This is a genomic window from Paeniclostridium hominis (assembly GCF_014306135.1).
In the GTDB taxonomy this organism is placed as follows: Bacteria; Bacillota; Clostridia; order Peptostreptococcales; family Peptostreptococcaceae; genus Paraclostridium; species Paraclostridium hominis.
On record NZ_JACRWD010000002.1, the window covers coordinates 45,862 to 59,326 of the forward strand.

The 13,465-nt window shown below is 24.4% G+C and carries 15 protein-coding genes and 1 pseudogene; 6 read left to right on the plus strand and 10 right to left on the minus strand.

Translation table 11 applies throughout. The features are described 5' to 3' along the window. Positions 1–58: 58 nt before the first annotated feature. Complete coding sequence (locus H8891_RS08090; RefSeq protein WP_187006036.1) at positions 59–814, plus strand: peptidylprolyl isomerase; 756 nt, start codon at positions 59–61, stop codon at positions 812–814. Between the two features lie 58 nt (positions 815–872). On the opposite strand, the gene H8891_RS08095 is transcribed toward H8891_RS08090, so the two are convergent. Both H8891_RS08095 and H8891_RS08100 read right to left on the minus strand, forming a co-directional pair. Beyond that, entirely contained in the window at positions 873–1,277 is a 405-nt protein-coding gene (locus H8891_RS08095; protein ID WP_187006037.1) for a CBS domain-containing protein, read from the minus strand. A gap of 159 nt (positions 1,278–1,436) precedes the next feature. Beyond that, a complete protein-coding gene (locus H8891_RS08100) occupies positions 1,437–2,588 on the minus strand; it encodes an amidase domain-containing protein (RefSeq protein WP_187006038.1) in 1,152 nt (383 codons plus the stop codon). Positions 2,589–2,746: 158 nt separating this feature from the next. Here H8891_RS08100 and H8891_RS08105 point away from each other — a divergent pair, with 158 nt between their 5' ends. Together H8891_RS08105 and H8891_RS08110 are read left to right on the plus strand one after the other, a co-directional pair. After that, positions 2,747–3,361: a GNAT family protein gene (locus tag H8891_RS08105; protein ID WP_187006039.1), complete on the plus strand. Its 615-nt coding sequence runs from the start codon at positions 2,747–2,749 to the stop codon at positions 3,359–3,361. 197 nt (positions 3,362–3,558) lie between these two features. Continuing rightward, a complete protein-coding gene (locus tag H8891_RS08110; protein WP_147543357.1) occupies positions 3,559–3,879 on the plus strand; it encodes a YlbF family regulator in 321 nt (106 codons plus the stop codon). Between the two features lie 54 nt (positions 3,880–3,933). Here H8891_RS08110 and H8891_RS08115 read toward each other — a convergent pair whose 3' ends face one another. Next, positions 3,934–4,635, minus strand: coding sequence for a M15 family metallopeptidase (locus H8891_RS08115; protein WP_187006040.1), 702 nt, complete (start codon positions 4,633–4,635; stop codon positions 3,934–3,936). A gap of 106 nt (positions 4,636–4,741) precedes the next feature. Continuing rightward, on the minus strand, positions 4,742–6,028 hold the full coding sequence (locus H8891_RS08120; protein WP_187006041.1) for a hypothetical protein: 1,287 nt from the start codon (positions 6,026–6,028) through the stop codon (positions 4,742–4,744). A gap of 230 nt (positions 6,029–6,258) precedes the next feature. Here H8891_RS08120 and H8891_RS08125 point away from each other — a divergent pair, with 230 nt between their 5' ends. Both H8891_RS08125 and H8891_RS08130 read left to right on the plus strand, forming a co-directional pair. Beyond that, the gene (locus H8891_RS08125; RefSeq protein WP_147543354.1) at positions 6,259–6,453 is read left to right on the plus strand and encodes a hypothetical protein; all 195 of its coding nucleotides are present in this window, start codon (positions 6,259–6,261) and stop codon (positions 6,451–6,453) included. A gap of 131 nt (positions 6,454–6,584) precedes the next feature. Next, complete coding sequence (locus tag H8891_RS08130) at positions 6,585–6,740, plus strand: hypothetical protein (RefSeq protein ID WP_187006042.1); 156 nt, start codon at positions 6,585–6,587, stop codon at positions 6,738–6,740. Between the two features lie 47 nt (positions 6,741–6,787). On the opposite strand, the gene H8891_RS08135 is transcribed toward H8891_RS08130, so the two are convergent. From H8891_RS08135 to H8891_RS08155, 5 genes and pseudogenes are all read right to left on the minus strand, one after another. Next, positions 6,788–7,795: a DUF4097 family beta strand repeat-containing protein gene (locus H8891_RS08135; protein ID WP_187006043.1), complete on the minus strand. Its 1,008-nt coding sequence runs from the start codon at positions 7,793–7,795 to the stop codon at positions 6,788–6,790. A gap of 541 nt (positions 7,796–8,336) precedes the next feature. Continuing rightward, a pseudogene (locus tag H8891_RS15715) lies at positions 8,337–8,504 on the minus strand (DUF1700 domain-containing protein); the annotation flags it as partial. Between the two features lie 13 nt (positions 8,505–8,517). Next, entirely contained in the window at positions 8,518–8,829 is a 312-nt protein-coding gene (locus tag H8891_RS08145) for a PadR family transcriptional regulator (protein ID WP_187006045.1), read from the minus strand. 189 nt (positions 8,830–9,018) lie between these two features. Further along, entirely contained in the window at positions 9,019–10,050 is a 1,032-nt protein-coding gene (locus tag H8891_RS08150) for a M42 family metallopeptidase (protein WP_187006046.1), read from the minus strand. 19 nt (positions 10,051–10,069) lie between these two features. Then, the gene (locus H8891_RS08155; RefSeq protein ID WP_187006047.1) at positions 10,070–11,404 is read right to left on the minus strand and encodes a hypothetical protein; all 1,335 of its coding nucleotides are present in this window, start codon (positions 11,402–11,404) and stop codon (positions 10,070–10,072) included. A gap of 100 nt (positions 11,405–11,504) precedes the next feature. Between H8891_RS08155 and H8891_RS08160 the strand changes: the two genes are divergently transcribed. Beyond that, positions 11,505–12,620, plus strand: coding sequence for an MGDG synthase family glycosyltransferase (locus H8891_RS08160; RefSeq protein WP_187006048.1), 1,116 nt, complete (start codon positions 11,505–11,507; stop codon positions 12,618–12,620). A gap of 9 nt (positions 12,621–12,629) precedes the next feature. Here the strand turns inward: H8891_RS08160 and H8891_RS08165 are convergent, their stop codons facing one another. Continuing rightward, positions 12,630–13,316, minus strand: a complete 687-nt coding sequence (locus tag H8891_RS08165) for a hypothetical protein (protein WP_187006049.1) — start codon at positions 13,314–13,316, stop codon at positions 12,630–12,632. Between the last annotated feature and the right edge of the window lie 149 nt (positions 13,317–13,465).

The window sequence follows — 13,465 nt, forward strand, 5'->3', positions numbered from 1 at the left end:
ATATTATTTATTTTAATAGTTAATACTATAATAAACAAATTACAAAGGAGTTAATATTATGGAAAGAAAAGTTTTAGCTACTATTGGAGAAAAAGAAATAACTAATATTGATATTGAAAATGCTTTAAAAAGCTTAGATCCATACCAAGCTATGCAATTTAATAATGAAGAAGGCAAAAAAAGATTATTAGAAGATTTAGTTAATCAAGAGTTATTCTATCTTGAAGCTAAAGAAGAAAATTTACATAACGATGAAAACTTTAAAGCTGAAATGAAAAAGATAGAAGAAAATATGTTAAAGCAATATTCTATAAACAGAGTATTAGCATCAGTTAAATTAACTGATGAAGAAATAGCTAATTTCTATGAAGCTAATAAAACTAGATTCGTTAAACCTGAAACTGCATCAGCTAAACATATACTAGTTGATAACGAAGAAAAAGCTAATGAATTATTAAATAAAATAAATAACAATGAAATATCATTTGAAGAAGCTGCTAGAGAGCATTCTTCTTGTCCATCTAAAGATGCTGATGGTGATTTAGGCACTTTCCCAAGAGGACAAATGGTTCCTGAATTTGAAGAAGCAGTATTTTCTATGAACAAAGGAGAAGTTAAAGGTCCAGTTAAAACTCAATTCGGATATCACTTAATAAAAGTTGAAGATAGAAATGAAGGTGGACAATCTGAACTTGATGAAGTTAAAGATGACATAGCTAAAAGCTTAATGTATCAAAAACAAAATGAAGTTTATTCTTCAAAGATAAATGATTTAAAATCTAAATATACAGATATGGTTAAATTTAATGACTAATATATTTATATAAATAAAGAGTAACTTAAATTAATATTTTAAGTTACTCTTTTGATTTTTAAGACTTTATCTTTTTATAGCAATATTCAATTATATCTCTTCTTTTTATTATCCCTATGAAAATATTTTGATCATCTATAACTGGAACAAAATTTTGATTCATAGATTTAGATATTAAATCTTCTATATTAGCATTTATAGATACAGGCTTATTGTCCATTCGTCTTTTTATATCACATATATATACATCTTCTATAGCTTTTAAATCTAACTTCAAATCGTTTTTCAAATACCATAGGAGATCTCCTTCTGTGATAGTCCCCACATATTCTCCACTACGATTTATAATAGGTATAGCAGAGTATCTATGATACTCCATTTTCTCTAATGCCTGTCTCATCGTATAATCATCATATATATATGCTACTTCACTTTTGGGTGTTATAAAAAATAGTATATTCAAATACTGAACCTCCTAATAAGTAGTCTAAATTAAAATATATTTATTATCATTTTACCATATATTAACCAATATTAAAATAAATTAGATTTTGTTATATTATAAAAACCTTTTAAATTAAAAAGTAACTACCCTAAAAGAGTAGCTACTTTTTAATTTTTATTAATAATGAACTTTTATTAAATGAAATCTTATAGATTTATCACTCCATCCTAAATCCCATGGAACTAGTAATCTATCAGTATTATGACATGTAACAAGTGGATACCCTCTTGAATCTAATCCTGTTACAGTAGATACATGGGTTATCCTTCCACCCTTTTCGTATGCTACTATATCTCCAGGCCTCATATTGTAAGCAGTTTTGTACACGTCTTCATAAGATCCTTTAGATATTAAACTCCCTCTTCCACTATTTAATAAATAATTTTTAAATCCTTGTGCATTTACCCAGGCTTTAGTTCCTGAATTACCTTCATAATTCCAAATTCTATTTTTCTTAAATCTTTTACTTTCATACATTATTTGAGAAGCAAAATTTGCACAGTCTCCTCCATCTGGGTTAAAATCTTTATATTTTGGATTAAATTTCATTCCATGTTCTTCATCAGCTGCTGCTCCACAATATTTGTGAGCATATTCCATTGCTTTAGTTTGTTCATTAGTTAAACTTATTGGTTGATTTTCCTTTGATAAAATATAATTTCTAATATCATCAGATTTTATATTGTCTAGATGTAATGAATCAGCAAATGGATCCGTATACCATTCTTTAGTTATTACATATTCATTATCTACTATTCTCATATTAAGATAATGATAAGTACCTATTCTAAACATATTTTTAGTATCTAATTGATTTTCATATGAATAATTATATTCTGTAGATACTGCACATATTATTCCATATAAATTTTCTTCTTTTTCTTTAACTTTTCGAACTTTAACTCTAGTTTTTATATCATTAAATTTAACACCTTGTTTATATGACCAATTTTCTAGATATTTCATTTTTGTAACTTCTTGTTCATATGCCCAAAGTCCAAATTTATGATCTATATCATATAGCTTTTTTAAAACTTCATCATTCTTAGTTAATATAGCTTTATTTCTATTATCAAATAAATTTTCAAGTAACAATTGGAATTTAGAAATCTCTGAATCCTCTTCTAATTTTGTAGAAGCTCCTTTTCTTATAAAGGTATTAATATTTTCTTTGTTTGCTTGTATTAAAGTTATAGTACTAATTATAAAAACACCTACTAAAACTAGTATTTTCCTTATTTTCTTGTTTTTTTCTTTTCTTGAGTTCAAATTTGTGCCTCCTATCAAATAATAGACTTAAGCTTAAGAATATGGAGTATTTTAAAGCTATTATAATATTTTTTATAGTTTTTACATTTTTTTAATCAAATATAATCAAATTTATGGTATAATTGTCTAACATTAAATCAAAGGAAAGAGGTGCTTAGTTGCTAACAAAAGTTAAACTATCTAAAGTAAATAATGTTCTTACTAATAATATATATGCAAATATCTGTTTTTTAAGTGAGGAAAATTTTGGTGATATATCAAAACTATATGAAGAAGTAAGTAATTCTATGGATAATAAAAATTGGTTAAAAAATAGAGATTATGACTCTTTGAAAAAAACAATAGAAAATGGTGGATTTATAATTGGTTGTTATGTAGGTTTAGAACTTATTGCTTGTGCTCTTTGTGATGTTCCTAACATAAATGATTTAGAAACTTTATCTTCTTTAGGTATTTCCATAGAAGATATAAAAAATACATTTATATCAGGTTTTGTTATGGTACATCCTATGTATAGAGGCAATTCTTTACAAAGTAAATTACTTGATTTAAGAATAGATATAGCTAAATCACAACAGAAAAAATATATAGTTACAGTTTCTGCTGTTGATAATATACATAGTCTTAACAATATAATAAGCAAAGGATTTGAATTTAAGACTCAACAAAAAAATGAACATGGAATTTTAAGAAATATTTTCATTAAAGACTTATTCCCAAGTGATATAAATGAAAATATAATAGATGAAAATATAATAACTTGTGTAATATAAAAGAGACCTTGTAAAAAGGTCTCTTTTCCACGTTGTATAGTTCTTATAGGTCTTTTTGTTTCATAATATATACTATTCTATAAAATTAAATTTGATACAAATTTAATTTTATAGTTTTGGTAACACTTCTAAATATTTTTTATAAAATAATTTATAGGCATCAAATTTTTTGTTTAATTCTAAAGGGGGAAAATAATTTGAATATAAATGAAAAGGCAAAAGAACTAGCTTTTTGCATTAGGAGTAGTAATGAGTTTAAATCTATGAATAAAGCAAAAAAAGAGTTAGATAAAAATGCATCTTTGAAAAAGCAATTTGATGAGTACGTTAAAAAGAAAAATTTAATATATTCAAGATATAAAATTGAAGATGCATCAAAAAAAATAAGTCAACTAAATAGAGATTATGATAAATTTTTTAATCATCCTTTAGTTTCTAATTATATGAAATCTAATCGCAGTTTTAACACTATGATGGAAAATTTATATAAACAAATAGAAGCTGAATTAACTAAATAAAATATTATTCCATAAAATTTTAAAATAAAGGAGATTATTTAAAAATAATCTCCTTTATTTTTCGAAATGTTGATAATCTTTTAAAGTATTCCAATCTCCACCCCAAGTCCATCCTCTCTTTATAAATGCTTCGTAACATGCATCTCCTTTTTTTATCATTCCTTTGACATTAATCGTTCTATCTATATACTTTTCTCCTTCTTTAGGACTTACTTGACCATTTTTAACCATAGGATTTATAAGTGTGTTAATATCTATTGCTAAACCTTTAGCATGATTAGATAATACATTAGATCCCTCTATAACTCTATAGTTGAATGCAGATGTATTGTTATCTTTCATTGCTAGATTATCATCTGCATTATACTCATCAATTAATCTCATTTTTTCTATTGGATATTTTTTTTCAAAAAGCTCTTTAAATATATCTAAAACCTCATTATCAACTGATTTATTAACTATCATTTCTCCTATATGAGGTTTATCATCAAATCCATAATATGTAATTGTTAAATAAGATAATTGGCTTATGTCCACTAAATCTTTATTAGGAATAGACTTACCCAACATTTTTTCATACACAGATTTTGGTATATCCTCTTTTTTAAAAACTGGAGTAAATTCCTCTTTTTTCTTATCAATACTAATTTTATTATTATTACTTACATCTTTAACGTCTTTTTTATCACACCCAATAACAAATACAAGTATTACACCTATAATTAATATATAAAAACTACATTTAAAAATTTTCATGTTAATTGCCCCCTACTCTTAATATAAATAAATTTTATTCAATCTTATTTTACAATAAATAAATCAAAGCTCATAGTCTTAACTATGAGCTTTGATTTATTTATTATTAATCTTCCATATTTTGCATCATGTTTTGCATCATATTTTGCATATACATATAGTAATTCATCCACATATCTTGCATTTCTTCCATTCCCATTTTATCCATATGCATATATGGTTCATCCATAGATGGGTACTTACAAGCAAAATCTCCCATGTATTGCATTGGCTCCATATTATATATTGGATTTATATATAGTCCAGTCTCTTCTTCTTTTATTAAAGTGATATCATCTAAATCACAGTAATTATCTTCATAATAATACTCATTTTTTTTATTACATTTATCAAACATATCATAATATCCATATTCACATTCGTTATTTTTCTTCATTTCTTTCTTAGGTTTTTGAGTGTATGTTGGGCATACATATTTAACTTCGCAACCACAACTTGGATTCATTTTTTTACCACACTTAACATATTTATCTTCACATTTATCATGCTTATTATATTTTTTATCACACTTGTCGTGTTTATCATGGCAAGATTTAGGCTTGCAAGGTTCTTCTATTCCTAAATCAACATAACAGCTTTTTTTCATTTTCTTACAATCATCCATGTCATAGCATCCTTTTATTTTATCTTGACATTTTTTCATCATATCTTCACATTTTTTAGATTTATCTTCATACTCTTTTATTTTTTCTCCTGCTGCTTTATAACAGTTCATAGCTTTTTCATCACACTTCATAGCTTGAGAATATAAGCATTTTGCTTGTTCATTTTCATTTTGCGCTTTTTCATATAAACACTTAGCTTTTTCACAGAATCTCTCAGCCTCATCCCCTGCAGCTTCTGCTTCTTTGTATAAACATTTAGCTTTTTCGCAAAGTTCTTCTGATTTGCATAAAAGGTCATTTGCTTGTCTTCTTAGTTTTTCAGCTTCACATTCATTTTCTACAGATTCTTTAGCCAATCTTTTTGCTTTAGCTTCTAGTGCTTTAGCTTTTTTATCAAATTCTCTAGCTTCTTCATATGATTCAACTGCTAAACATTCGCAGTCTAAAGCTTTTTTGAAAAGTTTTTCAGCTTGTTGAGCTAGCTTAACACATGTATCGTCAAATTTTATTTCACAGTCTTCACATGGTCCTGGAGGACAACAAGACATATCATGTTTTTTATGCATATCATAATCTTTACATGGATCTACTTTCTTACATGGATCGCACTTTTTATAAACTGGCTTTTTGCATGGTTCACAGTAAGTATCTTTCTCTTTTTTACAATGACAACCTGAATTCATAGCACAGCTATTATTAGATTTTTTCTTTTTTCTCATAATAGTCATAGATAGTCAAAACTCCTTTGTTGTATTTTTATTTTAACTAAGCAAATTAATATGCTTAATAATAATTATATGAAAGTAGCTTTTTCTGGTTACTAATAAAATCTAAAAGTTATACATAAATTACCTTTAAACTTATTTTTTTCTTACTATAAAATATTAGTTATTGCATAATATACTATTGAATAAAGATTTATCAAAACATAAAATTATAGTTGATTGGAGTGATTTAATTGGATAACAATAAAATTAATAATCAGATTGATGATTATACAAAAAAAGGACAAGAGTATATAGAAAAAGCTGATAATAAAGCTAATGAACTTTTATCAAAAACTAATACATTAGCTCACGATATAGTAGATAAAGCTAATGAAATGACAGAAGATATGGAAAATATGTTAAAAAAAAAGACAATTCTAAAGTAAATTATTATAATGATGATTGCTGTGGTATTAGTTATGAGTGTTTTGATGAACCTAAAACTACAGTTGACTATGTAAAGGATTATGCTAAACAACATCCTGTTATAACCGCTACAGCAGCTTCTGCAACAGTATTGACAGGAGTAAGCTTAATTAGTCCTAAAACTAGAAAAATAACTGTACCTGTTGCAAAATATGCAATCAAGCAACAAGCTAAATTTACATTAGGAATTGGAATGCTTGCTATGGCTTCTTATTTAACTAATAAAAATAGTAATAATGTTTTTTAAATAATAAAGGAGCTTTTGAAAAGCTCCTTTAGTTAATTTCAATTATATTATTTTTTATATACATTTATATTATCTGAGTTAACATATACATTATATTTTAATTCATTTTCTTTTTGGTCTCTAAAACTACCTTCAAATTTATTTATTAATTTATCAGATTCAACATCTTGATTTTCATTATCAAAATGTATACCTTTTAATGAATTTAAATCAAAATGTATATTATAACGATCTACAGGTAAATCTAAATAAACATTTCCTGATTTATTATCTATATTTAAATTTTTAGCAATAGGTATATTAGATTTTATATCTATAGTATCAAAATCTCTACTAGATGTTATTATATTTATAGATTCTGGTATGAAACTTTCTATATTATCTACAAATATATCATCTGGCGTAGATTCTATATAAACACTATCTTGAGTACTTATATCTATATTTTTTATTCCTAAAAGTTCACTAACTTTTAGATTTATAGTTCCCATAGAACTAATTTTTAAATTTTCTAGATTTTTACTTTCTTTAGGCAGTATAATTTGACCTTGTGAAGTGTTAAATTCTATTTTATTAAGTAACACATCTTTATTTTCTACTATTAAATCTCCAACACTAGTTCTAACCTTTATATCTACATGATTTGGAACAAATACTATAATTTTATTATAAGAGTTATTGATCATATTTAATATAGCATCACCAAATCCTTGTATTTTTGAATCTAAATATTTATTTTCATTATTTGATTTTATTTTAAATTCCTTATTATTTTCATCTATAGTAAATGAATTAGTACTTAAGTTACCTACTTGTTTTATTATAAGTTTATCTGAGTCACTTTTTCTTATCTCAACATTTAAATTCTTAGTTTCTATATATAATTTATTTATATCTACTTTCTTTTCATATATCTTAACTTCTTCATTGGCTTTTTTTATAATTTCATTTACATAATTTGTTGCAAATGGAACGGCATTCACTGCTGATGATATAGTTCCTATAATTCCTATTACAATTAATATAACCGCAAATACTGTTATTTTTTTATTCATCTATATCATCTCCTTTATAATTTACTTTTCTTTCTTTTGCATTTATATATATCTTTTTATTCTTTAGCCAATTTATATAACGCTTATATAATTTTTTTCCTAATTTTAATAAATATATATATACTTGAATTCCCAAAATATCAAACCCTAATATAGTTATACTTGTAAATATTATCAATAAAGTTATAGATTTATCTAAAGCAAATAATGGACCTGATGTTATTATTAATGTAACGAATGCAATATTTGATGCTATTATTCCTATACCTATAAAAATCATAAATAATACAAATAAAACTCCTATAAATACTAACCCTGTACTTAATACTGTTAAAAGTATTTTTATAAGTTTAGTTGATAATCCTTCTTCATCATTTTTTAAGTCTGGAGTTAATTTATTATTTATAATTTCTTTTGATTTTTGATACTTATCTCTAAATTTTAATTTAATTTTATTTAAATTATCATAAATTTTATCAAATCTTTTGTTACTTGAATTTATCTTGCTTGAATTCATTTCATCTACCAAATCCCTTACTATAGATTTAGGAGACCCCAATGACTCAATTATTTGTATATCACTTTTTCCCTCTATTTCGCCATCTATAAAGTATTCTTCATAATCTCTTAATATATCATTAACTTCATCATCTGAAAAATGATTAGATAAGTAATCTTTTAATATCTCTAAAAACTCTCTTTTATTCAACACAACTACCTCCTTAATCTAAATTTATAAGATAATCTACCGCACTAGTGAAGTTTTTCCATTCACGTTTAAGATTTATTAAATTATCTCTACCAAGCTCAGTTATTTTATAATATTTTCTTGCTGGCCCTTCACTTGATTCTAGTATATATGTTTCAAAGTAACCTTCTTTTGTAAGTCGTCTTAATAAAGGATATATAGTTCCTTCATTAACTTCAATTACTTTAGATATATTTTGTACTATCTCATATCCATACATATCTTTTTTATGTATAAGAGCTAGCACACATATTTCTAAAACACCTTTTTTAAATTGTGTATTCATATACTCTATCCTTTCTACAATAAACAAACTACTATGCTTTATACAGTACCTTGTTTAATTATCATATTTTTATATTAACACAATACTATGCATTACACAATACTATGTTAAATATTTTTTCATACCTCATTTCAAATGCTAGCAAAAAAGCTGTTAAGACACTATATAATATGTCTAACAGCTTTTTTATTATTTAATATATTCCATTATTAGTTTTATAGTTTCTATTATAGCTTTTATATTTGTTCTTTCATATCCATGTGATGCAAATATACCAGCACCTATTAAAGCAGTTTTGGCATCATATCCAGCTCTTATCATAGCCCCTGCATCTGAACCATAGTTTGGATAAGTATCAACTTTATATCCTATATTATTATCCTTAGCTAAATTTATAAGTCTAGTAGTTAACTCATAATCATACGGCCCACCTGAATCTTTTGCACATATACATACATCATACTCAGTTGAATTTTGGCCTTCTCCAGGGCATCCCATATCAATCGCTATAAATTCTTTTGTTTTTTCTGGTATAGCTGCTGATGAACCATGACCAACTTCTTCATAATTACTAAAGAAGAAATTTATAGTATTTTTAGGTTTTATACCAACAAGTTTTATATATTCTATTATATATAAAACTGCTGCTACTGAAGCTTTGTCATCTAAATGTCTAGATTTAATAAATCCAGAATCAGTCATTTTAACTCTTGGATCAAAAGATATAAAATCCCCTACTTCTATTCCTAACTTTTGAGTATCTTCTTTTGTAAATACTTCTTCATCTATAACTACTTCATAATTAGCTGGAATTCTTTGTAATTCTCTAGCATCTGAATGTATGTGTACAGATGGTTTAGTAGTTTGTATAGTACCTTCATAAACCTTACCATCTCTTGTATGTATTTTACAACACTCCCCCTCAATAGAGTGCATCATATATCCGCCAACTTGAGTTAGTGCTAATCTTGAATTAGATTTAATTTCTTTTACCATAGCTCCTAACGTATCTACATGACAAGATAAAGTTTTTTGATATTCTGTATCTTCCCCTTCTATAGTCGCAACTATAGCTCCTTTATTTGTAACTTTATAGTCTACATTATGTGTTTCTAAAATTTTTTTTATATACTCCATTATGTTTTGAGTATATCCTGATGGACTAGGTATGTTTAATACATCATTTAAATACTTTTTTACTAAATCAGATTTATAATCCATAATCTAAACCTCCTATTATCTATAAATAAATTAAATTTAAATAATAAACTAAAGATATTAATATTAGAGTTATTAATAATTTCTCCATACCAATTATTATGAATTCTACTTTTTTTAATGGTATGTTTATTCCACTTGAATATAATATATTACCAGTTATTGATATCGTTTGCATAATAGATATAACAAATATTATAAAAATCGATATATTAGATATATCATTATTTATAAACTTTATAACTCTATTAGCATTAAATAAACTTAAACATATACACTCGCTTAATTGTATTTTATTTGGTAATTTTAGCAGTTCCATAATCGGTTGTATAATATGACTAATAGTATTAACTAATCCAGTATTATTTATTAAAAACTCTCCTATAAATATAATTATAACTAAATTTGGTAATATTGTCATAATTATATTAAATGATTCTTTAAAACTATCTATCATAAGTGTAGATAACTTATTATTTTCCTTATTTAATAAATATTTTCTTACAGCATTTTTAAATTTATCTTTTTTAAAATTACTTTCTTTATACGATGTTTTATTTAAGTAAGACTTTTTCTTGTTCTTTAATGGCCATATTCTACATACTAAATAGTTTACAAATAAACTTAAAAATAAAGATATAATCATTGTTAATAATTTAGATTCTAATTTTAATTCATCAGCTATATAAAAGTAATTGATTATACTAGTAAAAGAAAAACATGAAACTAATATACAAGCTTCATTATGCCTTAGCTTTCCTTTTTTATATAATTTATTTGTCATAAACATACCACTAAATGTATCTATAAATAAATATATCATAATATTTAATATGCATTTTCCACTTAGCTTAAAATTTTTTTTCATATACTTATGAAAATACGCTTCTACTATATCCAAAAGACCATATTCAGTTATAAGTGGCATAAATATAGAACTTAGTGAAAGTAATATAACTGATTTTAATACTAAATCTTGCATAAATAGTAAACTATCATCACTATATAAGTTATAATCTTTTTTTGAGAAAATTATAAGTATAAATATTATACTTATAGGTTTTATACATTTAATTATATTACTAAAAATATCACAATCTTTATCTTTATATTTTAGTATTGGCAATATTGCTCCTATAGATACCATTATAAAAATATATATTTTAATTAATTCTATATACTTTTCTTGTATAAAAAAGTACATATGATATAAAATTGTATTTGTATGTCCATTTATATTTATAGGTATAAAAAATATAAATATACCTACTATTGAATATATTACTATTCTAAATGAATCCATTAATTCAAAATCTTTATATAAATTTTCCTTACTTTTTATACCTGTTCCTTCCATTTATTCACTCCTTTGCATATATTTAATATATATTTGATTTAATAATTATATAAATGTATAATACTATCATCAGCTAAATTTATAAAGAAGAGGTGATATATTGGATAATACCAATAAAACTATCTTAATTCTCACAGCTCAATTTGGTGCAGGACACATAAGTGCTGCTAATGCTATTAGAGATTACATTCTTGAAAAAGAACCTACATATAATGTGGTTATACAAAACTTTATAAGTGCTAGTCTTCCTAAAATGAACAAACCACTTGTTAAACTTTATGAGGCTAATACAAAATATACTCCAGGACTTTATAATTATTATTACTATCTAAAAAAGTCATTTGATTCAAAACATGATGTATCATATAAGATGTATACACCTAAATTATCTGAGTATATTTTAGATACTAATCCAGACCTTATAATATCTACATTTCCAATGGCATGTGCTTGTGTTGATCATTTTAAATCTAAAAATCCTGATTTTAAAGTTCCTGCTATAACTGTAGTTACTGATGTCGTAGATAGTTTAGAGTGGATTTACCCTAGTACAGATATGTATTTTGTCGCTTCTCATGAAATTAAAAACAGATACGTACAAAAAGGTATAAATCCTAATATAATTAAGGTCACAGGTGTTCCTGTAAAAAAAGAATTTAATAACCATTCTAACTTAACCTCTAATAAACATAAACTGCTTATAGTCGGTGGTGGTAGAGGTCTATTTGATATGGAAACTGATTTTTTTTACTACATAGATGAATTAATACATGAATATAGTGATAAATTAGAAGTTACTATTGTATGCGGTAAAAATAAAAAACTATATGATAAATTAACTGATAAAAAACCCCTTAAAAATATAAATGTACTTGGCTTTGTAACTAACATGCCATCTTTATTAAAAGAGCATACGCTATTAATAACAAAACCAGGCGGTGCAACTTTGTTTGAAGCCATAAAAAGCGAAATACCTATAGTCGTTATGCTTCCTAAAGTTGGACAAGAAATTGAAAATGCCAAATTTATTATAGATAAAGGCATAGGTATTATATATAACGATGAAAGTGATTTAAAAGAATTATTGGATGCATTAGTAAAGCAAAAATTAGATGATAGAATATCATTTATGAAAGATAATATGGCTAAGTTTAAAAACTCTATAGATTCAGATAAAATAGCACATTTTGTCACACAAATAATAGGGACTGTTTAGAATAGTCCCTTATTTATTTAGATTTTTATATTTATCAAAGTTTATCACTCTAGGTTCTGAGCTCATAAATTTAATATTTTTTATTTTTCCATTTTGCAATATATCATTTATCTTTCTTTTAAAATAAGTAACTAGCACTGCTTCAATTATAAAAAACAAGGTACATATAACTATCTCTAAATTTAAGTTTTTTAAATATTCATTTTTACCTAAAATAATAATTGAATATAATCTAATTAAAACTAGTATCAATATGTGTAAATTTGCAATATTTGTGATTTTATAGAAATCTTTATATAAATTATTCCTTTTTATAGTATTCATGATTTGAACTTGACTTAAATTTAATAACTTAAGAACATCTATATATAATTGCTTAAATATATTTTTATTAAATAAATTTAAAGTTATTATAAATATAGATAGTAATAATAAGCAATAACTATCATATATGTATATATGATATGAATCAGTTAGACTTATCTTTAGAGATTGAATTACAGTATATATTGATGCAAATAATATTCCTGATAAATTAAATCTACATTGAGTATATTTAATTAATATAGAATAAGATATAAATAATATAAATGATATGATTGTTGAATAAAATTTAGCCTTTTCTTTAAAAAAGGCAAATAAAATAATTGGAGCTATGAAATAAATTAGTACATCTCCTAATAACCTTTTTTTCATTAACCAACCCCCAATTTATTGAATTTTTCAAATTTTTATATATAAAATAAATTCTATTAATATCTATTTTTTCCTTCTATATCTATATAAAATTTAATCTGGATTAGTTAAGTTTTTATTTTCATATATAAAAAATAAAAAAACTATCT